Genomic DNA, 25,679 nt, shown 5'->3' on the forward strand with positions numbered 1-25,679 from the left:
TTCGCGGACCCACTCACGAAGTGCGCCCGCAACCGTGTAACCAGGGAAACTTCCTAGGAGGACGCGAAGCACCCATGTCCAAGATCAAGGTTGAGGGCACCGTCGTCGAACTCGACGGCGACGAGATGACACGCATCATCTGGCAGTTCATCAAAGACAAACTGATCCATCCCTACCTGGATGTGAACCTGGAGTATTACGACCTCGGCATCGAGTACCGGGACGAGACCGACGACCAGGTCACCGTCGACGCGGCCAACGCCATCAAGAAGCACGGCGTCGGCGTCAAGTGCGCGACGATCACCCCGGACGAGGCACGCGTCGAGGAGTTCGGCCTGAAGAAGATGTGGCGGTCGCCCAACGGCACCATCCGCAACATTCTCGGTGGCACGATCTTCCGCGCGCCGATCATCATCTCCAACGTCCCGCGACTGGTCCCGGGCTGGACGAAGCCGATCATCATCGGCCGTCACGCCTTCGGCGACCAGTACCGCGCCACCGACTTCAAGGTTCCCGGCCCCGGCAAGGTGATGATCACCTACACGCCCGAGGACGGCAGCGAGCCGATCGAGCACGAGCTGGTGAACTTCCCCGACGGCGGCGGCGTCGTCCAGGGGCAGTACAACTTCACCAAGTCCATCGAGGACTTCGCGCGCGCCTCGCTCAACTACGGCCTGCAGCAGAACTACCCGGTGTACCTGTCGACCAAGAACACCATCCTCAAGGCGTACGACGGCGCGTTCAAGGACATCTTCCAGCACGTGTACGAGACCGAGTTCAAGCCGGAGTTCGACGCGGCAGGACTCACCTACGAGCACCGCCTCATCGACGACATGGTCGCGTCGGCGCTCAAGTGGGAGGGCGGCTACGTCTGGGCCTGCAAGAACTACGACGGCGACGTCCAGTCCGACACCGTCGCGCAGGGCTTCGGATCGCTCGGACTCATGACCTCCGTGCTGCTGACCCCGGACGGAAAGACGTGTGAGGCCGAGGCCGCGCACGGCACCGTGACGCGTCACTTCCGCCAGCATCAGCAGGGCAAGCCGACGTCCACCAACCCCATCGCGTCGATCTTCGCGTGGACCCGTGGACTCGAGCACCGCGGCAAGCTGGACAACACCCCCGACGTCATCGGCTTCGCTCAGAAGCTCGAAGACGTGGTCATCAAGACCGTCGAGGGCGGCCAGATGACCAAGGACCTCGCGATGCTGGTCGGCGGCGACCAGGGCTACCTGACCACCGAGGAGTTCCTCGGTGAGCTGGACATCAACCTCCAGAAGGCCATCGCCGAGCAGTAGGCGCCGAAGCCGCAGCAGTACGAAACGGGATGCCCCCCTCGGCGGGGTGTCCCGTTTCGCGTGTCCGGGACCGGGTGAGTCATCTCACGGCCGCTCGCGCCGCGAAACGCGGAATCCGGGGAAGAGAATTCCGGTGTGGGTCGTTGCGCAACGAGGCGCCGTGCGCCGCGTAGTCGTATTTCTGCCTAGTCGAAAGTTCTGCTGTGAGCACTTCCACCCCGGTCCGCCCCGAGCACCTCGGTGTCATCGCGCAACATCCGTCCGTCCGCACGCTCGCCATGATCGCGCTCGCGCTCGGTGGCTTCGGGATCGGCACCACCGAGTTCGTGGCGATGGGACTGCTTCCCGAGATGGCGTCGAGCCTCGGAATCAGCGAGCCGACGGCCGGGCACGTCATCTCGGCGTACGCGCTCGGTGTGGTCGTGGGCGCGCCGCTCATCGCCGCGCTCACGGCCCGGGTGCCCCGCAAGGCGCTGCTGATCGCGTTGATGGCGGCGTTCACGATCGGCAACGCCGCCACCGTGTTCGCACCGAGCTACGGGGTGCTGATGGCCGCGCGGTTCGTCGCGGGTCTCCCGCACGGCGCGTACTTCGGCGTCGCGGCCCTGGTGGCGGCGCACCTCGCCGAGCGCGGCCAGCGGGCCCGGGCGGTCGCACTCGTCATGATGGGGCTGTCGGTGGCGAACGTGGTCGGCGTGCCCGCCGCCTCGTGGCTGGGCCAGGCCCTCGGGTGGCGCAGCGCGTTCGCCCTCGTCGCGCTGATCGGTGTCGTGACGCTGGGCGCGATCTGGTCGTGGGTGCCCGCGCTCGCCGCCATGCGGATGACGAACCCCCTCACCGAACTCGGTGCCCTTCGCCGCGCCCAGGTGTGGATGACGCTGATCATCGGCATGGTCGGGTTCGGTGGCATGTTCGCCGTCTACACGTACATCAGCACGACGCTCACCGATGTCGCCGGGCTGTCGCGGTCGCTGGTGCCGCTCGCTCTGATGATCTACGGGCTGGGTATGGTCGCGGGCAATCTGGTCGGCGGCAGGCTCGCCGACAGGGCGCTGATTCCCGGTCTGTTCGCCGCGATGACGGCGCTCGGGGTGGTGCTCGGCATCTTCGTGATCGCGTCGCACAACCCGTACACGGCGCTGCTGCTGGTGTTCTTCGTCGGTGCGGCGGGCGCGTCGATGGTTCCCGGCCTGCAGACCCGCCTGATGGACGTGGCCGCCGACGCCCAGACCCTCGCCGCCTCGCTCAACCACGCGGCTCTCAACATCGCGAACGCGTTCGGGGCGTGGATCGGCGGCGTCGTCATCGCCGCCGGTTACGGCTACACGGCACCCGCCGCGGTGGGTGCGCTGCTCGCCGTCGCGGGCCTCGTGGTCCTCACCGTGGCCGTCGCGATGGAACGCCGCAGCGCCCGTTCGTCTCGGTAGCCGCGCTGTCGTACGCGTCCGCTACGGTGCTTGCCGTGCCACACATCATCACCACCGTCAATGTCAACGGAGTCCGCGCGGCCGCCCGCAAGGGGCTCACCGAGTGGATGGAGCGCACGGAGGCCGACGTCGTCTGCCTGCAGGAGACGCGGGCGTCGGACGAGCAGCTCGCGGAGACCCTCGCGCCGGCCCTGGAGGGCGGATGGAACCTGGCGTCCGCGGAACCGTCGTCGAAGGGGCGCAACGGCGTCGCGATCCTGTCCCGGAAGCCGGCCGACGCCGTCCGCGTCGGCCACGGTGACGAGGAGTTCGCGGCCGCGGGGCGCTACATCGAGGCGGACTTCGACGACCTGACCGTGGCGAGTCTGTACCTGCCCTCGGGGGAGGCCCAGACACCCCGGCAGGAGGAGAAGGAGCGGTTCATGGACTCCTTCGCCCGGCACCTCACCGCCACCGCCGAGGCCGCCGTCGCGGCCAGCAGGCACGTCGTGGTCTGCGGCGACTGGAACATCGCCCACACCGAACTCGACCTGAAGAACTGGAAGACCAACAAGAAGAACTCCGGGTTCCTGCCCCACGAGCGGGAATGGTTGTCCGCGCTGCTCGCCGAGGACGCGCACTGGTCCGACGTCGTGCGCCTGCTCGAACCGGACGTCGCCGGACCGTACTCATGGTGGTCGTACCGCGGGAAGGCGTTCGACAACGACTCCGGCTGGCGCATCGACTACCAGATCGCCACCCGCGAATTGGCGGAGCGCGCCAAGCAGGCCGTCGTCGAGCGCGCCGAAACCTACGACCAGCGGTGGTCCGATCACGCGCCGGTCACCGTCCAGTACCGGTGACGCGCGGTATCTGATTCGTCTCGTCCCGGCACACGTGAAAAGATCAATACTCATGTCGACCCCTGCAGCTCAGAAACCCACCGCGAAACCGCGGGTGCTCTCCGGCATCCAGCCCACCGCCGACTCGTTCCACCTCGGCAATTTCCTGGGTGCTCTGCAGCAGTGGGTGCCTCTGCAGGACGACTTCGACGCGTTCTACTTCATCCCCGACCTGCACGCGATCACGGTGGCGCAGGACCCGAAGGAGCTGCGCCGCCGCACGAAGATCGCGGCGGCACAGTTGCTGGCGCTGGGCATCGACCCCGACCGCGCCACGCTGTTCGTCCAGAGCCAGGTCCCTGAGCACGCGCAGCTGGCGTGGGTTCTCAACTGCATCACCGGTTTCGGTGAGGCCAGTCGCATGACGCAGTTCAAGGACAAGTCGTCGAAGCAGGGCAGTGAGAACGCGAGCGTCGGACTGTTCACGTATCCGGTGCTGATGGCCGCCGACATCCTGCTGTACCGCCCGCAGCGGGTTCCCGTCGGCGAGGACCAGCGTCAGCACCTCGAACTGGCCCGCGACCTCGCCCAACGGTTCAACACCCGGTTCGGGAAGGCGTTCGTCATTCCCGAGGCCCAGATCATCAAGGGCACAGCCAAGATCTACGACCTGCAGGATCCGACGTCGAAGATGAGCAAATCCGGTCCGAGCCCGGCCGGCCTGATCAACCTGCTCGACGATCCCAAGGTGTCGGCGAAGAAGATCAAGTCCGCGGTCACCGACAACGAGCGGGAGATCCGGTACGACCCGCAGGCCAAGCCCGGTGTGAGCAACCTGCTCACCATCCAGTCGGCCCTGTCCGGGACCCCCGTGGAGACGTTGGTCGCCGGGTACGAGGGGAAGGGCTACGGCGACCTGAAAACCGATACGGCCGACGTTCTGGCCGAATTCGTGACACCGTTGAAAGCGAAAGTGGAGGGGTACCTCTCGGACGAGGCGGAACTCGACCGTGTCATCGCGGCCGGTGCCCACCGGGCCCGTGAAGTGTCGTCGCAGACGTTGGCGGCCGTGTACGAGAAGGTAGGGTTCCTGACACCGAAGGGATAGCACTGTGGCTGACGAACCGAGTTTTCTCGACAAGCAGCGGGCAGCGCGCCCCTGGTTCGACCATCTGATGCGGGCCGCTCAGCGGTACCAGAATCAGAAGGGTGACTACTACGCGGCGGGTATCACGTATTTCAGTGTGCTCGCACTGATTCCGATCCTGATGGTCGCGTTCGCCATCGCCGGTTTCGTGCTCGCAGGGCAGCCGGAGTTGCTACAGGAACTACAGGACGGCATCACGAAGAACGTGCCCGGAAGTCTCGGTGACACGCTCAACACCATCATCGATTCGGCCATCGCGTCCCGCGCCAGCGTGGGTGTCCTCGGTCTGCTCGGTGCCGCTTACGCCGGACTGGGATGGATGGCGAACCTGCGCGACGCGCTCACCGCGATGTGGGAGAGCCAGCGCGAATCGAAGGGATTCGTGCGCACCAAGCTCGGCGACGCGGGCGCTCTGCTCGGGCTGGGTCTGGCGATGATCGTCTCGATCGGATCGTCCGCGCTGAGCAGCGGTCCGGTGGCCCGCACGGTCGTCGAGTTGCTCAACCTCGACGACGTGACCGGCGTCGACGCCGGACTGCGCGCACTGTCGACCGTGCTCTCGCTGGTCGCGACGTGGGCGGTGTTCGCCTGGGTGATCGCCCGATTGCCCCGGGAGCCCGTGACGTTCCGCAGTGCGATCAAGGCGGCCCTGCTCGCGGCCGTGGTGTTCGAGATCTTCAAGCAGGTCGGTGCCATCTATCTCACCGCGGTCACCGCGGGTCCGGCAGGAGTGGCGTTCGGCCCGATCATCGGTCTGCTCGTGTTCATCTACCTGACCTGCCGGATGCTGCTCTTCTCGACGGCGTGGGCCGCGACCACCGAGGCCAGCATGGCGCTCGCGTTCGTGCCGCCGCCGGATCCGGCCGTCATCACGCCGCGGATCGAGGTCCACGAGGGTCCGGGTGTGCGTGGGGGACTCGCCCTGGTCGGTGTGGGGGCCCTCGCCGCGCTCGGGTTGTCCGGAGTGTTCACCCGCAACAAGCGCTGATCGGGGAGCGTCAGCGCCTGCGGGACAGCCGGCGTGCGCAGAGCACCAGCACGAGGACGACGGCCGCCCCGACGATCCCCACACCCGCCCGCAGGGCCAGTGTGTTGTCGGGGTGGTCGGAACCGGAGGCGACGACGGAACTCGTGGCGGCGGCCGAATCCTGTTGCGGCGGTGCGGCGAGCACCGCGGACGAGCCGTTCTCGGCCGGGTACAGGTCCTCCAGCGACCCCACCCTTGTGTCGCGGTCGAGGGCGAAACCGTAGTCCAGCAGTCGCGCCGCCTGTTCCCACGGGCGGATCGGCTGCGCCTCGGCTCCCATCAGCGTCACCATCAGGCGGCGGCCGTCGTGGTCGGCGCCGCCGACATACGTGTGGCGCGCATCGTCGGTGAATCCGGTCTTGCCGCCCAGCGCGCCCGGGTAGTTGTAGAGCAGTTGATTGTCGTTGGCGAGCGCGAACGGCGGCCGATCCTGGTCTTCCGGGATCGCGGGATCCTTCGGGAAGCCCGGGAACTGAACGGTTTCCGTGGAGATCAACTCCGCGAACGTCGGGTTCTTCATCGCGTTGTGGAAGATCAGCGCGAGGTCGAACGGCGAACTGCTCATGCCGGGACCGTCGAGTCCGGAAGGGGTCGCGGTCCTCGTGTCGTGAGCGCCGAGGGTGTCGGCGAGGCGGTTCATCTTCTCGACCGTCGCGGCGTCGCCGCCGAGTTGCCGGGCGAGGAGGTGGGCGGCGTCGTTCCCCGACGCCATCACGAGGCCCTGCATCAGCTGCCGGTTCGTGTACTGGCCGTTCTTGCCGATCCCGACCGCGCTGCCCTCCACCGCGGCGTCCTCGGCTGTGGCGGTCACGGTCTTGTCGAGATCCAGTTCGTCCAGCGCCACGAGCGCGAGCAGCATCTTGATGGTGCTGGCCGGGCGGTACCGGCCGTGCGGGTCCTTCGCCGCGAGCACGTCGCCGCTGTCGATGTCGGCCACCACCCAGCCGGACGCCGCGATGTCGGCGGGCAGCGCGGGGGCGCCGTCGGGGAGCGTCACTCCGCACTCGGCGAGTTTCGGCCCGCCCACCGGCTGGTCGGGCACGGACACGGCGGTCGGTGCCGGATCACCGGGCTGCGGCACCTCGGACAGGTCGATCGCGGGGGCCGGGGCCGACCGGTGCGGGCAGTCGTCGGTGTTGGGGGTGGTGAACGGTGCCGAGGTGGGGGAGGAGGGAACTGCGGGCGGGATCGCCCCGGCAGCGCTCACCGAGAGTCCGGCCAGCAGGGTTCCGGACACGACCGCGGTACACACTCGACGCCACATCATCGAAGAGGCAGCGTATGCGATGACCGGGCCGGTTCCGAAAACGGACGCGTGTCGACACGCATTCGTGACGTCCGCGCGCCGTCTCGTCGATCTCGAGCCCCTCCACGACCTGCCAGGTCCCGTCGACCGAGCGGACCGGGAACGAGCTCATGAGCCCCTCCGGCACCCCGTAGGCGCCGGGGAGGGCAGCGTCACCTCGACGTCGCGAAGGAGAGGGAAGGCGCTGTCGGCGAGCTCCATCGCGGTGCCTTCGGCCGCGGACACGGCGGACGGAATTTCCCAGAGCCGCAGTCGAATCGGGGCGTCGGGGCCGAGTATCGCCTCGGGAGCATCCGTTCTCGACACCAGCGCGGGGATCTCACCGTGGGACTGCTCGGACAGTGAGCTTGGACACGACGCAGGGCGCCCCCGGCCGAAGTGGCCGGGGGCGCCCTGGAACGTGCTCGGTGATCGGGGTCAGCGTGCGAAGAGCAGCGCGCGCTTGACTTCCTGGATCGCCTTCGTCACCTGGATGCCGCGGGGGCATGCGTCGGTGCAGTTGAACGTGGTCCGGCACCGCCAGACGCCGTCCTTGTCGTTGAGGATGTCGAGACGCTCCGACGCACCCTCGTCACGGCTGTCGAAGATGAAGCGGTGCGCGTTGACGATGGCGGCGGGACCGAAGTAGCTGCCGTCGCTCCAGTACACCGGGCACGACGTGGTGCAGCAGGCACACAGGATGCACTTGGTGGTGTCGTCGAAACGGGCCCGGTCGTGCTGCGACTGGATGCGCTCACGGGTGGGCTCGTTGCCGGACGTGATGAGGAACGGCTTCACGGCGCGGAACGCGTCGAAGAACGGCTCCATGTCGACGACGAGGTCCTTCTCCACCGGCAGGCCCTTGATGGGCTCGACGGTGATCGTGACCGGCTTGCCGTCCTTGGGCAGCATGTCCTTCATCAGGAGCTTGCAGGCCAGACGGTTGACGCCGTTGATCCGCATCGCGTCCGAACCGCACACGCCGTGCGCGCAGCTGCGGCGGAACGTCAGGGTGCCGTCGAGGTAGCCCTTCACGTACAGGAGCAGGTTCAGCATCCGGTCCGTCGGCAGCGCCGGAACCTGGAAGCTGTCCCAGTGCTGACCCTCGCCGGACTCCGGGTTCATCCGCGCGATCTTGAGGGTGACCATGACGGCGCCCTCGGGAACGGGAGGGAGATCCGACTTGTTCTCGCTCTTGTCGACTGCAGGTGCGCTCATCAGTACTTACGCTCCATCGGCTCGTAACGGGTCTGGACTACCGGCTTGTAGTCGAGACGGATGTCGGAGAGCAGGCCGTCGCCCTCCTTGTATGCCATCGTGTGCTTCATGTACTCGGCGTCGTTGCGGTCCGGGAAGTCCTCGCGGGCGTGGCCGCCGCGCGATTCCTTGCGGTTCAGCGCACCGACGACGGTGACCTCCGCCATTTCGAGGAGGAAGCCGAGCTCGACGGCCTCGAGCAGGTCGCTGTTGTAGCGCTTGCCCTTGTCCTGCACCGTGATGTGGTTGTAGCGCTCCTTCAGTGCGCGCACGTCCTTGAGTGCCTGGGTGAGGCGCTCCTCCGTGCGGAACACCGAGGCGTTGTTGTCCATCGACTGCTGCAGCTCGGTGCGGATGTCCGCGACCCGCTCGTGACCGTGGTCCGACAGGATGGTGGCCATCCACTCGTCGACCATCTTCTCGGGCGTCTCCGGCAGGGCGACGAACTCGCTGTTGTTGGCGTGCTCGGCGGCGGCGATGCCGGCGCGGCGTCCGAAGACGTTGATGTCGAGCAGCGAGTTGGTGCCGAGACGGTTCGCGCCGTGGACGGAGACGCAGGCGCACTCGCCGGCGGCGTACAGGCCCTGGACGATCTCGTCGTTGTTGCGGAGGACCTCGCCGTTGATCCGGGTGGGGATGCCGCCCATGACGTAGTGGCAGGTGGGGTACACCGGCACGGGTTCCTTGACCGGATCCACACCGAGGTAGGTGCGGGAGAACTCCATGATGTCGGGGAGCTTCTCGTCGAGGACTTCCTCGGGAATGTGGGTCACATCGATGTAGACGTAATCCTTGTTCGGTCCCGCGCCGCGTCCCTCGAGGACCTCGAGAACCATCGACCGCGCGACGATGTCACGGGGTGCGAGGTCCTTGATGGTGGGGGCGTAGCGCTCCATGAACCGCTCGCCGTCGGCGTTGCGGAGGATGCCGCCCTCACCGCGCACGGCCTCGGAGATGAGGATGCCGAGCCCGGCCAGGCCTGTCGGATGGAACTGGTGGAACTCCATGTCCTCCAGCGGGAGGCCCTTGCGGAAGATGATGCCCATGCCGTCACCGGTGAGGGTGTGGGCGTTGGACGTCGTCTTGTACATGCGTCCCGAGCCGCCGGTGGCGAACACGATGGACTTCGCGTGGAAGACGTGGATCTCGCCGGTGGCCAGCTCGTAGGCGATGACGCCGGTGGCGACCGGACCGTTCTCGGTCTCGGTGATCGCGATGTCGAGGGCGTAGAACTCGTTGAAGAACTCCACGTCGTGCTTGACGCAGTTCTGGTAGAGCGTCTGCAGGATCATGTGACCGGTGCGGTCCGCGGCGTAACATGCGCGGCGCACGGGGGCCTTACCGTGATCGCGGGTGTGACCACCGAAACGACGCTGGTCGATCTTGCCCTCGGGCGTGCGGTTGAACGGCAGACCCATCTTCTCGAGGTCGAGCACCGCGTCGATGGCCTCCTTGGCCATGATCTCGACGGCGTCCTGGTCGGCGAGGTAGTCGCCGCCCTTGACCGTGTCGAAGGTGTGCCACTCCCAGTTGTCTTCCTCCACGTTCGCCAGCGCGGCACACATGCCGCCCTGGGCCGCGCCGGTGTGGCTGCGGGTGGGGTAGAGCTTGGTCAGTACCGCGGTGCGGGCGCGGGGACCGGCCTCGATCGCTGCGCGCATGCCGGCGCCGCCGGCACCGACGATGACCACGTCATAACGGTGTTCCTGCATGAAGTCTGTGCTCCCCTAGCTCGCCGAGATATTGGGGTCGAAGGTGAAGATGACGTACGTGCCGAGGCCCATGATCAGGATCATCGAGAGAACGAGGATCGTGGTCAGCCAGAAGCGCGTGGAGTCCTTGCGGGAGTAGTCCGCGATGACCGTGCGGAGTCCGTTTCCGCCGTGCAGCTGGGCAAGCCACAGCATCGTGAGGTCCCAGAACTGCCAGAACGGGCTGGACCAGCGGCCTGCGACGAACGCGAAGTTGATGCGGTGCACACCGTCGTCGAGCATCAGCATGATGAAGAGGTGGCCGAGCACGAGGAAGATCAGTGCCAGACCGGAGAACCGCATGAACAGCCAGGCGTACAGCTCGAAGTTGTTCTTCGAGGTCCGGCGCGGAGAGCGCGGGTTGTCCAGGCTGGCGGGACGGTCGTAGGTCTTGCCGAGACTCTTGGCTTCTGTCGTCATGTCAGTGCCCCGCAAACATGTTGTAGAAGATGCGTCCTGCGCCCGGGATCATCACCAGGAACCAGATCGCGAGGATTACCCAGAGCATCAGGCGCTGGTACTGCGGTCCCTTGGACCAGAAGTCCACCAGCATCACCCGGACACCGTTCAGTGCGTGGTACAGCACCGCGGCGACGAGCGCGAGCTCCATGAGCCCGACGATCGGGTTCTTGTAGGTCTCGATGACACTGTCGTACGTGTCGGGATTCACCCGCACGAGCGCGGTGTCCAGCACGTGCACGAATAGGAAGAAGAACGTCATTACGCCTGTGATCCGGTGCAAAACCCAGGACCACATTCCGGGGTCGCCCCGGTAAAGCGACCGTGTGCGCTCCTTGGCCGGAGCGGCTTCAGTCGTAGTACTCATCGAGTGCTGTGCCTCCAACGTCATTGGTGGACGTGTCGAGTCTGCGCAGCGTTGCGGACATACCACAACTGGGGACCCGACGTGATCCTGAACCGACTTCTCTGAACTCTAAACCCAACGGAAACGGGGGAACTAATTCGAGTCGGGGTTCGTACCGCCCCTGCAAATGAACTTAGGTTTGCCTCTCCAATGCGGATCGTGCCGTCCCGAGCGATTCTCTGCATCCATTCAGGCCACGTGATTGGATGGGTAACCATGGTCGAGATCGATTGGAAACTGTTGCGCGCCAACGCGCATGAGGTGATGGGACGGGCCTACGCGCCCTACTCCGGGTTCGCCGTGGGGTCGGCGGCGCTGGTGGACGATGGGCGAATCGTCGTCGGATGCAATGTGGAAAATGTCTCATACGGGTTGGGGCTCTGCGCCGAGTGTGTACTGGTCGGTAACTTGTTTGCGGGCGGCGGCGGGCGATTAATCGCCTTCACCTGCTGTGACGCGAGTGGCGACATACTCATGCCGTGCGGACGCTGCCGGCAGATTCTCTTCGAGCACGGCGGCCCCGGACTGCTCGTCGACCACCGGGCCGGCGTGCGCCCATTGGAACAGCTGCTGCCGGACGCTTTCGGTCCGGAGGAGAAGGGGAGAATCAGCCATGCATGACGCCTCGTCGATCATCGCCGCCAAACGCGACGGCCGAGAACTGTCCGGTGCAGAGATCGACTGGGTGGTGGAGGCATTCACCCGGGGTGTCGTGGCCGACGAGCAGATGTCGGCTCTGGCGATGGCCATCTTCTTCCGCGGGATGACGCGCGAGGAGGTGAGCCGCTGGACCACGGCGATGATCTCGTCCGGTCACCGCCTCGACTTCACCCACCTCGGCCGCCCCACCGTGGACAAACACTCGACCGGTGGTGTGGGCGACAAGATCACGCTCCCGCTCGCGCCGCTCGTCGCCGCGTGCGGCGCCGCCGTGCCGCAGCTGTCGGGGCGCGGGCTCGGCCACACCGGCGGAACCCTGGACAAGCTCGAGTCGATCCCGGGCTGGCGCGCCGACCTCGACACGTCGGAGATGGCCGAGATCCTGTCCGACCCCGACGTCGGCGCCGTCGTGTGCGCCGCGAGCGCGGACCTGGCGCCGGCGGACCGGCGGTTGTACGCACTGCGGGACGTCACCGGGACCGTCGAGTCGATTCCCCTGATCGCCAGCTCGATCATGAGCAAGAAGATCGCGGAGGGCACCGGAGCGCTGGTCCTCGACGTGAAGGTCGGTTCGGGCGCGTTCATGAAGAAGCTCGACGACGCACGCGAGCTCGCCCAGACGATGGTCGACCTCGGGAACGACGCCGGGGTGCGGACGATGGCGTTGCTGACGGCGATGGATGCACCCCTCGGTCACACCGCGGGTAACGCGCTGGAGGTGCGGGAATCGCTGGAGGTGCTCGCCGGGGGCGGCCCGTCCGACGTCGTGGAACTGACCCTCGAGCTGGCCCGGGAGATGTTGAAGGCAGCCGGAATCGACGGCGTCGACCCGGCCGACAGGCTGCGGGACGGCTCCGCCATGGACCGCTGGCGGAGAATGATCGCCGCCCAGGGCGGCGACCCCTACGCCCCGCTGCCGACGGCCCGGCACACCGAGGTGCTGCTCTCCGAGTCCGACGGTGTGGTGTGCGGTCTCGACGCCATGGCCGTCGGGCTCGCGGCGTGGCGACTCGGCGCGGGCCGCGCACGGCAGGGCGAGCCGGTGCAGGCGGGGGCCGGCATCGAATTGCACGCGAAGCCGGGGGAGACGGTGTCGGTGGGCACCCCGCTCGTCACGCTGCACACCGACACGCCCGAACGGTTCGCCGCGGCGAAAGCCGTCCTTTCCGAAGCCTGGACCGTCGTGGCCGACGCGCCGCCGGTGATCACACCGCTCGTCATCGAGCGGATAGAGGATCCCTCACGCTAACGTCGTCCCATGACCGCACTGGATCTGTCGGCCCTGCGCCGAGCGCCGAAGGTGTTGCTGCACGACCATCTCGACGGAGGTCTCCGGCCCGAGACGGTTCTCGAACTCGCCCGCGACTGCGGCTACGACGCGCTGCCTGCCGACACCGCGCCCGCGCTCGCGAAGTGGTTCCGGGAGGCCGCGGACAGCGGTTCGCTCGAGCGGTACCTCGAGACGTTCGCCCACACCGTCGCCGTCATGCAGACCCCCGTCGGACTCGAACGCGTCGCCCGTGAATGCGCCGAGGACCTCGCCGCCGACGGCGTGGTCTACGCCGAGGTCCGGTTCGCCCCGGAGCAGCACCTCGAAGAGGGGCTGACCCTCGACGAGGTGGTGGAACAGGTCCTGCTCGGATTCGAGGCGGGGGAGTCCGCGGCGGAGGTGCGCGGCCAGAACATCCGGATCGGAGTTCTGCTCACCGCGATGCGGCACGCGGCGCGGTCCCGGGAGATCGCGGAACTGGCGATCCGGTTCCGGGACCGTGGCGTCGTCGGGTTCGACATCGCAGGCGCCGAGGCCGGCAATCCGCCGAGCCGCCACCTCGACGCCTTCGAGTACATGCGGGGCAGCAATGCGCACTTCACCATTCACGCGGGTGAGGCGTTCGGCCTGCCGTCCATTCACGAGGCCATCGCGTTCTGCGGCACGGACCGCCTCGGTCACGGGGTCCGGATCACCGACGACATCACGATCGGCGACGACGGTGTCCCGGTGCTCGGAAAGCTCGCGAACTATGTGCGGGACAAGAGGATTCCCCTGGAACTGTGTCCCAGCTCCAACGTCCAGACCGGGGCCGTGGACGCGCTCGAGAACCATCCGTTCGACCTGCTCGCCCGGTTGAGGTTCCGCGTCACGGTCAACACCGACAACCGGCTGATGAGCGACACCAGCATGAGTCAGGAGATGCTCCGCCTCGTCGAGACGTTCGGGTACGGCTGGACCGATCTCGAGCGCTACACCATCAACGCGATGAAGTCGGCGTTCATCCCGTTCGATCAGCGGCTGCAGCTGATCGACGAGGTGATCAAGCCGGGATTCGCCGTGCTGGTGGGCTGAACGTCTCGCAGGCCGGCGCTCAGACCTTCCGCAGGCGGGCCTCGAACTCCCGCTCGAGCTTCCGCCACGCCTCGGCCTCGGTGTCGAAGGGCGCGCTCGGAGCCATTCGCGTCGGGTCCGGGTTGAGGACGAACGAGACGTACCAGCCCAGCGGGTCCGACGACACGAGCGCGGTTTCCACCGAATCGTCGTCGGCGAAATCGGCTGCATCGGTGAACAATTCGACGGCGAGATCCAGCTGATCCGCGTCGACGGCCTCCGGGCCCGCGGCCAGGTCGTCGGCCAGGCCGGGCAGGACGTACACGTTCTCGTCGGTGACCTCGACCTCGAGCGATCCGTCGACGGCCGCCACCTGGATCTCCTCGTACGTGCTGACCTGCGCGAGGGCGTGCTCGTGGTTGTCGGCGAGGTACCGGGCCAGCGCCCGCTCGGACGTGAACACGAAGATCGCACCGTCACGACCGAGGAAGATCGCGTCGTCGTCGAGGTAGCACCGGAGCGTGAAGTAGGTCTCCCCGGACGTGATGATCTTGACGGGGTCGACACCCACCGCACCCCAGAACGAGTCGTCTTCCTCCTCGTCCTCGGTGGTCAGATCGAGTGCGACGAACTCCTCGTCTTCCTCGGCCTCCTCGGCGACGTCGTCCACGTCGACGGTGTTCTCGTCGGCGGCCACCAGTTCGGCCTCGGCCACGGCTACCGCGTCGGCGTCCACCTCGGGGGTGGCGACGATGTTGTCGACGGCATCGAGGACGTCATCCCAGCCCTTCGCGATCGCGGTCCCGATCTGCGCCCACAGTTCCTCGCCCTCGCGTCCCTCGAAAGCGCTGGCGCCCGCCGGGAGCGCACCGAGGATGGGGTTCGCGTTGAAGAACTTGGTGACCGCGTCGAGTTCGCAGACCTCACCGATGTTGCGCACCATGTTGAGCGTGTCTTCGAGCTCGCTCACGACGGCGGCGTCGGGGTCGCTCGCCGCCAGTTCGGGGACACCGATCAGGTCGAAGCAGAAGTTCTCGTCGGGCTCGAGCTCCGCGGCGGAGAGCCCGGACACCACGCTCCACGCGGGATGCTCGACAAGGTCGTTGTCGGTATTCGTGCGGATGAAGGCGGCGAGTTCTGCCACTGATTCGAACCCGTAGAGGTCTTCCTCGTGACCCAGGAATGCTTCCCACTCGTCGTCTCCCTCACGCCACCGTGGTGCCCACAGTGTCACGAGGTCGCCGTCGGTGAGACCGAGTTCGATCGGGACGATGTCTCCAGCCATGGCGCGAAGCCTATCGACCCCGCGGCCAAAGTTATACCCGGGCTGTGTGCGGACCGTTTCCGGAGCCCGTCGTCGCCCTGTCACACCCTCCCGAACCCGTCCTGCAGCGCCGTCATGACCCGGGTGCGCTGTTCGGCGGCGAGCCGGGCCGCCTCCTGGCTGGTGTTCGTGATCATCGCCGCGAGGGTTCGGGCGTCGAGGCTCGCGATGGAGTCGTCCATCCACAGACCGGTCAACGTGCCGTTCCCGTCGACCTCGGCCGTCACCTGATCGGACTCGCTCGATGCCCGCGCCGTGATCGACTGCAGCCCGGCGAGGGCCTCCTCGAGCAGGTTCACCTGTTCGGTGGCCCGGCCGACGATCGCATCCATGTCGTGTTCGCTCACAGTGGTCGCATCCAGCTCGTCGGGGTGGGTTCTTCCTCGTCCTCGATCGCCTGCGCGGCGGCGACGTCGGCGCGGGTGGGCAGACCGAGTTTGTCGAGGATCTCGGCGGGCATGCCGTCACGGGCGAGTTCGTCGCGCCGACGCGCGCCGGCCTCCATCGCCGAGCGTCTGCAGAGCGTCAGGATCTCGTCCGCGAGTCGTTGGCCGCCGTACCTCAGTTCGCGCGGATCGATGCGGAGTTCGAGCGGCAGACCCTGCTCGGTGGTCCGCACCGAGACGGTGCCGGAGCGATTGCTGACTGCGGCCGTGGTGCCGGCCGGGGGTGGGGTGGGGGGAAACATGATTCCTGTCATTCCGTGGGTCGGTAGAAGCCGTAGAAGCCCATGCCGCTGTTGCTGGTTCGGATCGGACCGACCTGCACGGGATCACCGGCCTCGACGAGCTGGCCGTTGCCGATCACCATCGCCACGTGGCCGTCCCACACGGCGAGGTCGCCGGGCATCAGGTCTCCCGGGTCGACGGCGGTGCCGACGTTCTGCTCCTGCGCCAGGCGCGGAAGACCCACGCCCGCTTCGCCGTACGCCCACTGCGTCAGCCCGCTGCAGTCGAGGCCCTCGCCGGGCGACGTCCCGCCCCATACGTACGGGACACCCTGCTGCGACAGCGCGTTGCGGACGGCGTCGGCCGCCTCCTTGTTGGGTGCGACGGCGGTGCTGCCGTCGGGCAGGACCACCTCGACGCCCTCGCCGCCGTGGGCGGGGTCCGAGGTGGACGGACCGTGACCGGCGCCTTCCGATCTGCCCGTGAGGGAGTCCGCCCGCGACCCGCGCGCCGCGCGTCCGCCCGACGAGTGGGCGGCCGGGGCGGAGATGCTCGTCAGGCCCGACATCGGCGACGATCCCGAGGAACTCGCGAACCCGGACGCCGCACGGCTGACCGCGTCGGAGCCTGCGGGTGCGACGGGGGCCGCGGAGGCGGGCGCCGTGCTCGCCGCGGTCGTGCTCGCGGGTGCGGTGGCGGCCGGCGCGGACGGGACGTCCTCGGCCGGTGTGAGGGTGACCATCTTTCCGGTCTGCTCCGCGAGTTCGACCCGCACCTTCGCGACGACCGCGGTGGCCCGGCCGAGGTGGTCGAGTGCCGCCGCGACGATCATCGCCTGACCGGGCGGGGTGGCGAGGGCGGGTCCGGCCGCGACCGCGAGGGAGATGAACGACTGCAGGATCTCTTGCAATTGCAGCATTCCGGCCCGGACGATCTCGGAGGCCTCGGCGACGACGGCAGCCATGTCGTTGCCGCGATCGGAGACCGCGACCGTTGCACGCTGCGCCTCCTCGGTCTTCACGATCGCACCGGTGCCGCCCTTGCCCTGCCAGTCGCCGTAGATCGAACTGATGCCGGTGCGTCCGGTGTCGTGCACCGCGTCGATGGCGACCGAGGACGCACGCAGGGCGTCGGCGGGCCCGCCCGCGGGGAGGACCCCGCTGCCGAAAGCGCCGAGCAGATCGAGGATCGGGCGGGTGAGGAGATCGATGGGGATCACGGTCAGGCCTCCAGCCCGACCGCGTCCGCGCCGAGCGCGGCCGTGGTGGCCAATTCGGTGCCCTCGTAGGCGGCGGCATTCGCGAGGGCGGTCGTGCTGATCGCGCCGAGCACACCGGACAGCCTCTCGATGGAAGCCAGGTGTGCGGCATGCGCGGTGGCGAAGGCGGCGACGAAATCGCCGCCGATCACCCCGAAGACCGGACCGAGCAGCAGCGGTCCCGCGGCCGCGGCCCCGAGACCCGCGGCCTGCATTTCCACGGACATGGTCGCGGCCGTGGCAGCGAACTCGGCGATACTCGCGGTATCCGCCCTCAAGTCGTTCATCGTCATCCCCCCAGTCGGATTTGATACCGGTCACCATATTGGACGCGGGGGACACCCGATCGGTTCCGCCCCCCGATTCGCCGAGAATCGCGCTCCCGCGAAATCTCGACGCGCGCCCCTTATTCTTCGAGCATGAACACGCACGTCGTCGACCACCCGCTCGCAGCGGTCCTCCTGACCACGATGCGCGATGCGCGCAGCGACAATGCCACATTTCGTGCCGCCTTGCGAAGGCTGACGCACATGCTGGTGTACGAGGCGATGCGCGAGGCTCCGGTCGACACGTTCGACGTGGTCACCCCCATCGCGACCACCGACGGGGTGCGGCTCAGTCATCCGCCGCTGCTCGTCCCGGTCCTGCGCGCCGGACTGGGCATGGTCGAGCAGGCCAGCAGCCTGATCCCGCAGGCGCGAGTCGGTTTCGTCGGCATGGCCCGCGACGAGCAGACGCATCTGCCGGTGCCGTATCTGGAGTCGCTCCCCGCGGACCTGTCCGGCATCCCGGTGTACGTCCTCGACCCGATGCTGGCGACCGGCGGTTCGATGGTGCACACGATCGACCTGCTTGTCGCCCGCGGCGCCACGGACGTCACCGCCGTGTGCGTCGTCGCGGCGCCCGAAGGGGTTGCCGCTCTCACGGCGTCCGGCCATCCCGTGCGACTCGTCACCGCGGCAGTCGACGAGGGACTGAACGGGGACGCGTTCATCGTCCCCGGCCTCGGTGACGCCGGCGACCGGCAGTTCGGGCCGCGCTGACGCGTCGGCTACAGGGCTTCGGCGAACTCGCGCAACAGGTTCAGCCGCGCCGCGGCAGTCTCCCGCGCCGCGGGTAGCGCCGACCGATCCGGCACCGGGACGACCACCTCCAGATAGCACTTGAGCTTGGGTTCGGTCCCGGAGGGGCGCACGACCACCCGGACGCTCGTCCCGGCGAGGACGACGGCATCGGTGCGGGACTGCCCGCGCCGTTCCGCCAGATCGGTGGCCTCGACGGGCTCGCCGGCCAGTTCGGCCGGCAGGTCCGCCCGCAGCCGTCGCATCATCGCGGTGATGTCGGCGAGGTCGGTGACGCGGCGCGACACCTGGTCTCCTGCGTGCAACCCGAATTCGAGCGCGTAGTCGTCCAGCCGGTCGAGGAGTGTCGCCCCGTCCGCCTGCAGGGTGGCCGCGAGGTCGGCTGCCACCACCGCCGCGGAGATACCGTCCTTGTCGCGCACCGACTCCGGGTCGACGCAGTGACCGATCGCCTCCTCGTACGCGTACACGAGACCCTCGCCCGCCCGGACGAGCCACTTGAAGCCGGTGAGGGTGCGGGCGAAGCGGGCGCCGCGGGCCGCGGCGAGCTTCCCGAGGAGTGCGGACGAGACGATCGTCGTCGCGACGAGTGACTCCGCCGGGGCGGATGCGAGGACGTGGTCGCCGAGCAGGACCCCCGTCTCGTCTCCGCGAAGCATCCGCCAGCCGTCCGGCCCGCGCACACCGACCGCGCACCGGTCCGCGTCGGGGTCGAGGGCCAGCGCGAGGTCGGCGTCGACGTCCGCGGCGAGCGCGAGTACGGCGTCCGAGGCGCCCGGCTCCTCGGGATTGGGGAACTCGACGGTCGGGAAGTCCGGGTCGGGGTCGAATTGGGCGGCGACGGTGTGGACGTCGGTGAACCCGGCGGATTTCAGTGCGGCGAGCGCGGTCTCGCCGCCGACGCCGTGCATGGCGGTGAGCGCGATCCGCACGGATCGCGACCCGCCCCTCGGCAGGGACGCGACCCGGTCGACGTAGCGGTCGAGGAGTTCCTCGGACGCCGGGGTCACCGGGATCCGGGGAACGAGATCCGCCCGCCCGATCCTGGTGATCGCCGCCTCGATCTCCCTGTCGGACGGCGAGATCAACTGGGCGCCGTCGTCGAGGTAGACCTTGTACCCGTTGTCGGCGGCGGGATTGTGGGAGGCGGTGATCTGCACGCCGGCGGCGGCCCGGAGGCGGCGGACCGCGAACGCGACGATCGGGGTGGGCAGGGGACGGGGGAGGAGGACGACCGAGAATCCCGCGCCCGCCAGCACTTCCGCGGCGGCGACGGCGAACTTCTCCGATCCGTGCCGCGCGTCGCGCCCGACGACGACGGTGGAGCCGCCCAGGCACCGATCCTTCAGCCATGCGCCCAGCCCGGCGGTCGTGCGGATCACGACGGCGAGGTTCATGCCGTTCGGGCCCGCCCGCACCGGTCCGCGCAGTCCCGCGGTCCCGAAACTCAGCGGCGCGGCGAAGCGGTCGGCGAGCTCGTCGGCGGACAGGTTCGCGAGTTCCGCCCGGGTGCCGGGGTCGGGGTCGGCGTCGATCCAGTCCGCGATCGGATCGTTCACAAGCGCTCCACCAGTTCTCGCAGGAGCCCGCCCATGCGGTCGGCGGACGCCCGGCCGGCGGCGAGGACCTCCTCGTGGTTCAGGTGCTCGCCGGTGATGCCCGCCGCGAGGTTCGTCACCATCGAGATCCCGAGGACCCGGGCGCCGAGCGCCCGCGCTGCGATCGTCTCGTGGACTGTGGACATGCCGACGAGGTCGGCGCCGATCGTCCGCAGCATGCGGATCTCGGCCGGGGTCTCGTAGTGCGGGCCCGGCAGACCGGCGTAGACGCCTTCGCTGAGCGATCCGTCGATGTCGCGTGCGAGGGCCCGCAGTTCGGGGTCGTACGCATCGACGAGGTCCACGAACTCGGCGCCCACGAGTGGTGACCGGGCCGTGAGGTTGAGGTGATCGCTGATCAGCACCGGCTGTCCGACGGTGAAGTCCTCGCGGATCCCGCCCGCGGCGTTCGTCAGGATGACGGTCGTCGCCCCGGCGGCGATAGCCGTGCGCACCGGGTGGACGACGGACGACAGCGGATGGCCCTCGTAGGCGTGGGTGCGGCCGAGCAGGACGAGGATCCGCCTGCCGCCCACCTCCACGGAGCGGATCGTTCCGGCGTGTCCCGCGGCGGACGGCGGGGTGAACCCCGGGAGGTCGGCCATCGGGACGGTGCAGAGTGATTCGCCGAACCGGTCGGCGGCGGCATTCCACCCCGATCCGAGGACGACGGCGATCGAGTGTTCGGCGCAGTTCGTGTGCGCGGCGAGCGCGGCGGCCGCGGCGTCTGGCGTTCCCATGAGGCGATAGTCTTCCACTCATGCCCTATCTCGATCGCGACGGCGACGTATTCATCCTGTACCTCGGCACCGAGGGCGAGACGGACAACGAGAACCGCTTCCACCCGGAGTGGATCGACGCCACCCACGCCGCGCTCGACGACGTCGAAGCCCACGAGGGGCCCGCAGCGCTGGTGACGACCGCGACGGGCAAATTCTTCACGAACGGTCTGGACACCACGTGGATCTTCGCCAACACGGACAAGCTCCCCGAGTACCTCGACCGCGTGCACACGATCTACAGCCGCCTGCTCGCGTTCCCGATGGCCACCGTCGCCGCCGTCCAGGGGCACGCTTTCGGTGCCGGCGCAATGCTCGCCACGTCGCACGACTTCCGGGTGATGCGCGCCGACCGCGGCTTCTACTGCCTTCCCGAGGTGTCGCTGAACATGCCGTTCACCGTCGGGATGTCGGCGCTCCTGAACACGCGCCTGCCCAGGCAGACCGCGGTCGAGGCGATGACGACCGGTCGCCGCTACGGCGGTTCCGACGCGCTCGCCGCGGGCATCGTCGACCAGATCGAGGAGGGGGACGCCGTCCTCTCCGCCGCCGTGACACGGGCCGCCGCGCTCACCGCGACCCGCGGCGCCAACCTGGCCGGGATCAAGCGCGGAATCCATCACGACGCCCTCGCCGCGCTCGCCACGGCGACGGACAAGAGCAACTTCAGCTTCGGGTGAGAGAATGAGCACGTGAATGCGGATGTCGAGGCGGCGGTCAGGTCAATCGAGACCGATCTGATCGCGCTGTCCCATTCGATCCACAGCGAACCGGAACTCGCGTTCGAAGAGTTCCGGAGCGTCGCGAAGATCACCGAACTGCTCAAACGCAGCGGGTTCGACGTGCGCACGGGCATCGCGGACCTGCCGACGGCGTTCGACGCCACATTCGGCAGCGGCGACCTCGTCATCGGCATCTGCGCCGAATACGACGCGCTGCCGGAGATCGGGCACGCGTGCGGGCACAACATCATCGCGGCGTCCGCCGTCGGCGCCGGCGTCGCGCTCGCCACCGTGGCCGAACGGCTCGGGATCACGGTGCGGGTCATCGGGACGCCCGCGGAGGAGAGCGGTGGCGGGAAGATCGCCATGCTCGAGAAGGGTGTCTTCGACGGCGTCGCGGCCGCCCTGATGGTGCATCCGGGACCCATCGACATCACGGGAGCGACGTCGCTCGCGCTGGCCGACATCGCGGTCACGTTCAACGGCCGCGAAGCGCACGCGTCGGCCGCGCCGGAGTTCGGGCGCAACGCCGCCGACGCCGCGACCGTCGCGCAGGTCGGTATCGGCCTGCTGCGCCAACATCTCTCGCCGGGACAGCAGATCCACGGCATCGTCTCCGACGGCGGCACCGCGCCCAACATCGTTCCCGCCCGCTCTGAAATGCTGTACTACCTGCGCGCCGAGACGGCGTGGGCGCTGTCCGAGCTGACGGCCCGCGCGGAAGCGTGCTTCGCGGCCGGGGCACTCGCCACCGGGTGTACCCACGAGATCCGCACGGTGTCGCCGACGTACACGGAACTGACACCGGACCCCTGGCTGGTGGCGACGTACCGGGAGCAGATCCTCGACATGGGACGGACGCCGTTGCCGCTCGAATGGGAAGGCGTCCGCCCGCTGGGCAGCACCGACATGGGCAACGTCACCAACGTCCTGCCCGGAATACACCCGATCATCGGCCTCGACTCGGGAGGTGCGGTGACGCATCAGCCGCAGTTCGCGGCGGCGTGCATCACCGAATCCGCCGACCTGGCCGTGATCGACGGGGCGATTGCCCTGGCTCGCACGGCAGTTCGCGCTGCGACGGACGACGAACAGCGGGTGCGGCTGTTGGAAGGAGTTGATCGCCGGTGAACGCGGCAGTCGACAAGTGGATTCTCGCTCACACCGACGAACTCTCCCAGTGGCGGCGGCACATCCACGCCAATCCCGAACTCGCGCGACACGAGTACGCGACGACGGAATTCGTGGCGACCCGCCTGGCCGCGGCGGGACTGTCACCCGAACTGCTGCCCGGGGGAACGGGGCTCACGTGCGATCTCGGGCCGTCGGACGGCCCGCGCATCGCGTTGCGCGCCGACATGGACGCGCTCCCGCTCCAGGAACTCACCGGTGCCACGTACTCGTCGACGGTGCCGGGCGTGTCGCACGCATGCGGGCACGACGCGCACACCACCATCCTGCTCGGAACCGGTCTCGCCCTCAGCGAGATCCCCGACCTGCCGGTGGGTGTCCGGCTCATCTTCCAGCCGGCCGAGGAGGTCATGCCGGGCGGTGCGCTGGAGGTCGTCGCGGCCGGACGGCTCGAGGGCGTGTCACGGATCTTCGCTCTCCACTGCGATCCGCGGCTCGCGGCCGGGCGCGTCGGGGTGCGACTCGGCGCGATCACGTCCGCGGCCGACACGATCGAGGTCGTGCTCGACTCGCCGGGCGGCCACACGTCGCGTCCGCACCTGACCACCGACCTCGTGTTCGCGCTGGGAACCGTCGTCACCGGACTGCCGGGCATGCTCAGCAGGCGGATCGACCCGCGCACCGGCACCGTCATGGTGTGGGGCGCCGTGAGCGCCGGCCGGGCCCCCAACGCCATCCCGCAGACCGGCATGATGACCGGCACCGTGCGGACCGGCGATCACGAGACGTGGGAGATGCTCGAGCCGCTGGTCCGGGAGATCGTCCACGGGCTCCTCGCGCCCACCGGAGTGCGATATCAGCTGAACTACCGCCGCGGCGTCCCTCCCGTCGTCAACGACGAGGTGTCGACACGCATGTTCGAGGACGCGATCCGCTCCGTCGGCCCGGACGCCCTCGCCGACACGCCGCAGTCGGGCGGCGGCGAGGACTTCTCCTGGTATCTCGAAGAGGTTCCCGGCGCCATGGCCCGGCTCGGCGTCTGGTCGGGCGTCGGCGAGCAACTCGATATCCACCAGCCCACGTTCGATCTGGACGAGCGGGCGCTCGGAGTCGGCGTGCAGGTGCTGTCGAGCCTGGTGCTGGGCTGAGGCGCAGCGTTAGGCGGTGCTATTCGGTGCCCGGACCGACGTTGCGGCTGTTGCGGGTGCGCAGGTCGCGCACGTAGTCGGCGGGGGCCCCGGCGATCTCCGCGGCGTCGGCCATCACCCCGAGGTAGCGGGCCGACGGCAGGCCGCCCTCGTACGCGTCGAGCACGTACAACCAGGCGAGTTCCGGTTCGCCGACGGTGTCCACGCGGACGCGGATCTTGCGGTGAATGCCGAGTTCGGAGCCCTCCCATCGGTCGAGGCTGACCTCGTCCTCCTCGGGGACGTCGTACAGCACGACGAACACCTTGGAATCGGGATCCTCGACCACGGTGGCGAGTGCGCCCTCCCAGCCGATGTCCCCGCCACTGAACGTCAGTCGCCAGCCGTGCAGCCAGCCCGTCCCCGCCATCGGCGAATGAGGGCAGCGCTGCAACATCTGCTCGGGATGCATGTTGGACCCGTAGGCGGCATAGATCGACACGGCGGCAAGCCTAAACGGTGCCTAGTAATCTGTTGCATGCAGTGCACGACACGCCGCGCTGCGATCGTAGGAAAAGCCGGCCGGAGACCCCGGTCGACAGGTGAATTGGAGGACAGATGACCCGAATCGTGATCATTGGTGGCGGGCCTGCCGGATACGAGGCAGCGTTGGTGGCCGCACAGCACGGCGCCTCCGTCTCCTTGATCGATTCGGACGGGGTGGGCGGCGCCTGCGTTCTGTTCGACTGCGTGCCGTCCAAGACCTTCATCGCCTCCACCGGAGTGCGCACCGACATGCGGCGCGCCACCGACCTGGGGATTGCGCTCGATCCCGAGCAGGCCACGGTCGCGCTGCCGAAGATCCACGCCCGGGTGAAGAGCCTCGCGCAGGCGCAGTCCTCCGACATCCGCACGCGGCTGCAGACGGTGGGTGTCGAACTGCTGTCGGGCACCGCCGAGCTCACCGACTCCCGGCTCGGCATGGCGTCGCATCAGGTGTGTGCGACTCTCGAGAACGGCGAGAAGAAGACGCTCGACGCCGACGTCGTCCTCATCGCGACCGGTGCGAGCCCCCGGGTGATCCCCGGGGCGGAGCCGGACGGCGAGCGGATCCTGACGTGGCGCGACCTCTACGACCTCGACGAGCTGCCTACGCATCTCGTCGTCGTCGGTTCCGGTGTGACCGGCGCCGAGTTCGTGTCCGCCTACACCGAGATGGGTGTCAAGGTCACCCTGGTGTCCAGCCGCGACCGCGTCCTGCCCGGTGAGGACGCCGACGCCGCCCTCGTGCTCGAGGACGTCCTCGCCGAACGCGGCGTCACCCTTGTCAAGCACGCCAGGGCCGATGCCGTGAAGCGCACCGAGGACGGCATCGTCGTCGTCCTCGCGGACGGCCGCACCGTCGAGGGAAGCCACGCCCTGATGACCGTCGGTTCGGTGCCCAACACGCAGAACCTCGGGCTGGAGAAGGTCGGCATCGAACTCGACAGGGGTGGCTACCTGCGGGTGGACCGGGTGTCGCGGACGCCGGTGTCCGGGATCTACGCGGCGGGCGACTGCACCGGTCTGCTGCCGCTGGCGTCGGTCGCCGCGATGCAGGGCCGCATCGCGATGTACCACGCGCTCGGTGAGGGCGTCAGCCCCATCAAGCTGAAGACGGTGGCGTCGGCCGTGTTCACCCGCCCCGAGATCGCGACCGTCGGCGTCAGCCAGGCCGCGATCGACGACGGCGAGGTCCCCGCCCGCACCGTCATGCTGCCGCTCAACACCAACCCGCGCGCGAAGATGTCCGGGCTGCGCCGTGGTTTCGTGAAGATCTTCTGCCGCCCGGCCACCGGTGTGGTGATCGGCGGGGTGGTGGTCGCCCCCAACGGGTCGGAGCTGATCCTGCCCATCGCGATCGCCGTGCAGAACAACCTCACCGTCAACGATCTCGCCGCGACGTTCTCGGTGTACCCGTCGCTGACGGGGTCGATCACCGAGGCCGCTCGCCAGCTGATGCGGCACGACGACCTGGACTGATCCCGAAATGTGAGAATCGCATTTCACATAGTGGCTCCAGCGGTGAGATAGTCGAGGCGCGGTCCGAAATCATCGGCCGTGCCTCGGCGCTCTCCCGCCCCGCAGAC

At 68.4% G+C, this 25,679-nt stretch carries 26 protein-coding genes and 2 pseudogenes; 13 read left to right on the forward strand and 15 right to left on the reverse strand.

The window, feature by feature from the left end; translation table 11 throughout:
- Positions 1 to 74: 74 nt before the first annotated feature.
- The 5 genes from ACFU5V_RS21720 to yhjD all read left to right on the forward strand — a co-directional run bounded on the left by ACFU5V_RS21720 (position 75) and on the right by yhjD (position 5,681).
- Positions 75 to 1,298: an NADP-dependent isocitrate dehydrogenase gene (locus ACFU5V_RS21720; protein ID WP_276141068.1), complete on the forward strand. Its 1,224-nt coding sequence runs from the start codon at positions 75 to 77 to the stop codon at positions 1,296 to 1,298.
- Positions 1,299 to 1,501: 203 nt separating this feature from the next.
- Entirely contained in the window at positions 1,502 to 2,725 is a 1,224-nt protein-coding gene (locus ACFU5V_RS21725) for an MFS transporter (RefSeq protein ID WP_378701756.1), read from the forward strand.
- Between the two features lie 35 nt (positions 2,726 to 2,760).
- A complete protein-coding gene (locus tag ACFU5V_RS21730; RefSeq protein WP_378701758.1) occupies positions 2,761 to 3,567 on the forward strand; it encodes an exodeoxyribonuclease III in 807 nt (268 codons plus the stop codon).
- Between the two features lie 52 nt (positions 3,568 to 3,619).
- The gene (gene trpS, locus ACFU5V_RS21735) at positions 3,620 to 4,654 is read left to right on the forward strand and encodes a tryptophan--tRNA ligase (RefSeq protein ID WP_087558392.1); all 1,035 of its coding nucleotides are present in this window, start codon (positions 3,620 to 3,622) and stop codon (positions 4,652 to 4,654) included.
- A 4-nt stretch (positions 4,655 to 4,658) separates the two neighbouring features.
- On the forward strand, positions 4,659 to 5,681 hold the full coding sequence (gene yhjD, locus ACFU5V_RS21740) for an inner membrane protein YhjD (RefSeq protein WP_378441678.1): 1,023 nt from the start codon (positions 4,659 to 4,661) through the stop codon (positions 5,679 to 5,681).
- A gap of 10 nt (positions 5,682 to 5,691) precedes the next feature.
- Here yhjD and ACFU5V_RS21745 read toward each other — a convergent pair whose 3' ends face one another.
- From ACFU5V_RS21745 to sdhC, 7 genes and pseudogenes are all read right to left on the reverse strand, one after another.
- On the reverse strand, positions 5,692 to 6,972 hold the full coding sequence (locus ACFU5V_RS21745) for a serine hydrolase (protein ID WP_378701855.1): 1,281 nt from the start codon (positions 6,970 to 6,972) through the stop codon (positions 5,692 to 5,694).
- A gap of 82 nt (positions 6,973 to 7,054) precedes the next feature.
- A pseudogene (locus ACFU5V_RS21750) lies at positions 7,055 to 7,168 on the reverse strand (malate dehydrogenase); the annotation flags it as partial.
- Between the two features lie 11 nt (positions 7,169 to 7,179).
- Positions 7,180 to 7,344 (reverse strand): annotated as a pseudogene (locus ACFU5V_RS21755) (malate dehydrogenase); the annotation flags it as partial.
- A 99-nt stretch (positions 7,345 to 7,443) separates the two neighbouring features.
- The gene (locus tag ACFU5V_RS21760; RefSeq protein WP_276140985.1) at positions 7,444 to 8,223 is read right to left on the reverse strand and encodes a succinate dehydrogenase iron-sulfur subunit; all 780 of its coding nucleotides are present in this window, start codon (positions 8,221 to 8,223) and stop codon (positions 7,444 to 7,446) included.
- A complete protein-coding gene (gene sdhA / locus ACFU5V_RS21765) occupies positions 8,223 to 9,974 on the reverse strand; it encodes a succinate dehydrogenase flavoprotein subunit (protein WP_095860879.1) in 1,752 nt (583 codons plus the stop codon). Before sdhA ends, ACFU5V_RS21760 begins: the two co-directional genes overlap by 1 nt.
- A 15-nt stretch (positions 9,975 to 9,989) precedes the next feature.
- Entirely contained in the window at positions 9,990 to 10,433 is a 444-nt protein-coding gene (locus tag ACFU5V_RS21770) for a succinate dehydrogenase hydrophobic membrane anchor subunit (RefSeq protein ID WP_005239887.1), read from the reverse strand.
- Between the two features lies 1 nt (position 10,434).
- Positions 10,435 to 10,839 carry a succinate dehydrogenase, cytochrome b556 subunit gene (gene sdhC / locus ACFU5V_RS21775; protein ID WP_005239889.1) on the reverse strand — a complete coding sequence of 135 codons (405 nt, stop codon included), beginning with the start codon at positions 10,837 to 10,839 and terminating at the stop codon, positions 10,435 to 10,437.
- A 255-nt stretch (positions 10,840 to 11,094) separates the two neighbouring features.
- Here sdhC and ACFU5V_RS21780 point away from each other — a divergent pair, with 255 nt between their 5' ends.
- Genes ACFU5V_RS21780 through ACFU5V_RS21790 form a run of 3 tightly spaced genes read left to right on the forward strand, consistent with a single transcriptional unit; the run spans position 11,095 to position 13,882 of the window.
- Positions 11,095 to 11,499 (forward strand): cytidine deaminase, encoded by a 405-nt coding sequence (locus ACFU5V_RS21780; protein ID WP_124394652.1) that lies wholly within the window; start codon positions 11,095 to 11,097, stop codon positions 11,497 to 11,499.
- Positions 11,492 to 12,787, forward strand: a complete 1,296-nt coding sequence (locus tag ACFU5V_RS21785; RefSeq protein WP_378701762.1) for a thymidine phosphorylase — start codon at positions 11,492 to 11,494, stop codon at positions 12,785 to 12,787. Before ACFU5V_RS21780 ends, ACFU5V_RS21785 begins: the two co-directional genes overlap by 8 nt.
- 9 nt (positions 12,788 to 12,796) lie before the next feature.
- Positions 12,797 to 13,882, forward strand: coding sequence for an adenosine deaminase (locus ACFU5V_RS21790; protein ID WP_378701764.1), 1,086 nt, complete (start codon positions 12,797 to 12,799; stop codon positions 13,880 to 13,882).
- A 19-nt stretch (positions 13,883 to 13,901) separates the two neighbouring features.
- Here the strand turns inward: ACFU5V_RS21790 and ACFU5V_RS21795 are convergent, their stop codons facing one another.
- The 5 genes from ACFU5V_RS21795 to ACFU5V_RS21815 all read right to left on the reverse strand — a co-directional run bounded on the left by ACFU5V_RS21795 (position 13,902) and on the right by ACFU5V_RS21815 (position 17,398).
- The gene (locus ACFU5V_RS21795; protein ID WP_378701766.1) at positions 13,902 to 15,146 is read right to left on the reverse strand and encodes a primosomal protein; all 1,245 of its coding nucleotides are present in this window, start codon (positions 15,144 to 15,146) and stop codon (positions 13,902 to 13,904) included.
- 80 nt (positions 15,147 to 15,226) lie between these two features.
- Positions 15,227 to 15,532 carry a YbaB/EbfC family nucleoid-associated protein gene (locus ACFU5V_RS21800; RefSeq protein ID WP_378431612.1) on the reverse strand — a complete coding sequence of 102 codons (306 nt, stop codon included), beginning with the start codon at positions 15,530 to 15,532 and terminating at the stop codon, positions 15,227 to 15,229.
- A complete protein-coding gene (locus tag ACFU5V_RS21805; protein WP_054247568.1) occupies positions 15,529 to 15,873 on the reverse strand; it encodes a hypothetical protein in 345 nt (114 codons plus the stop codon). Before ACFU5V_RS21805 ends, ACFU5V_RS21800 begins: the two co-directional genes overlap by 4 nt.
- Before the next feature lie 8 nt (positions 15,874 to 15,881).
- The gene (locus ACFU5V_RS21810) at positions 15,882 to 17,072 is read right to left on the reverse strand and encodes a C40 family peptidase (RefSeq protein WP_378701768.1); all 1,191 of its coding nucleotides are present in this window, start codon (positions 17,070 to 17,072) and stop codon (positions 15,882 to 15,884) included.
- Positions 17,073 to 17,074: 2 nt separating this feature from the next.
- Entirely contained in the window at positions 17,075 to 17,398 is a 324-nt protein-coding gene (locus ACFU5V_RS21815; protein ID WP_378701770.1) for a type VII secretion target, read from the reverse strand.
- A 132-nt stretch (positions 17,399 to 17,530) separates the two neighbouring features.
- Between ACFU5V_RS21815 and upp the strand changes: the two genes are divergently transcribed.
- Entirely contained in the window at positions 17,531 to 18,154 is a 624-nt protein-coding gene (upp, locus tag ACFU5V_RS21820) for a uracil phosphoribosyltransferase (protein ID WP_087558380.1), read from the forward strand.
- A gap of 8 nt (positions 18,155 to 18,162) precedes the next feature.
- On the opposite strand, the gene ACFU5V_RS21825 is transcribed toward upp, so the two are convergent.
- Positions 18,163 to 19,752, reverse strand: coding sequence for a phospho-sugar mutase (locus ACFU5V_RS21825; RefSeq protein WP_378701773.1), 1,590 nt, complete (start codon positions 19,750 to 19,752; stop codon positions 18,163 to 18,165).
- Positions 19,749 to 20,531: a purine-nucleoside phosphorylase gene (locus ACFU5V_RS21830; protein ID WP_378431606.1), complete on the reverse strand. Its 783-nt coding sequence runs from the start codon at positions 20,529 to 20,531 to the stop codon at positions 19,749 to 19,751. The genes ACFU5V_RS21825 and ACFU5V_RS21830 overlap by 4 nt, the downstream gene beginning before the upstream one ends.
- Before the next feature lie 20 nt (positions 20,532 to 20,551).
- Between ACFU5V_RS21830 and ACFU5V_RS21835 the strand changes: the two genes are divergently transcribed.
- Genes ACFU5V_RS21835 through ACFU5V_RS21845 form a run of 3 tightly spaced genes read left to right on the forward strand, consistent with a single transcriptional unit; the run spans position 20,552 to position 23,571 of the window.
- The gene (locus ACFU5V_RS21835) at positions 20,552 to 21,250 is read left to right on the forward strand and encodes an enoyl-CoA hydratase/isomerase family protein (RefSeq protein ID WP_378701775.1); all 699 of its coding nucleotides are present in this window, start codon (positions 20,552 to 20,554) and stop codon (positions 21,248 to 21,250) included.
- 12 nt (positions 21,251 to 21,262) lie between these two features.
- A complete protein-coding gene (locus tag ACFU5V_RS21840) occupies positions 21,263 to 22,423 on the forward strand; it encodes a M20 family metallopeptidase (protein WP_072949019.1) in 1,161 nt (386 codons plus the stop codon).
- Positions 22,420 to 23,571: a M20 family metallopeptidase gene (locus ACFU5V_RS21845; protein ID WP_378701777.1), complete on the forward strand. Its 1,152-nt coding sequence runs from the start codon at positions 22,420 to 22,422 to the stop codon at positions 23,569 to 23,571. The genes ACFU5V_RS21840 and ACFU5V_RS21845 overlap by 4 nt, the downstream gene beginning before the upstream one ends.
- A 19-nt stretch (positions 23,572 to 23,590) precedes the next feature.
- On the opposite strand, the gene ACFU5V_RS21850 is transcribed toward ACFU5V_RS21845, so the two are convergent.
- Positions 23,591 to 24,052: a gamma-glutamylcyclotransferase gene (locus tag ACFU5V_RS21850; protein ID WP_015890025.1), complete on the reverse strand. Its 462-nt coding sequence runs from the start codon at positions 24,050 to 24,052 to the stop codon at positions 23,591 to 23,593.
- Between the two features lie 116 nt (positions 24,053 to 24,168).
- Here ACFU5V_RS21850 and ACFU5V_RS21855 point away from each other — a divergent pair, with 116 nt between their 5' ends.
- Positions 24,169 to 25,572: an NAD(P)H-quinone dehydrogenase gene (locus ACFU5V_RS21855; RefSeq protein WP_378701779.1), complete on the forward strand. Its 1,404-nt coding sequence runs from the start codon at positions 24,169 to 24,171 to the stop codon at positions 25,570 to 25,572.
- Positions 25,573 to 25,679: the final 107 nt, after the last annotated feature.

The organism is Rhodococcus sp. NPDC057529, from assembly GCF_042802055.1.
Lineage (GTDB): Bacteria > Actinomycetota > Actinomycetes > Mycobacteriales > Mycobacteriaceae > Rhodococcus_F.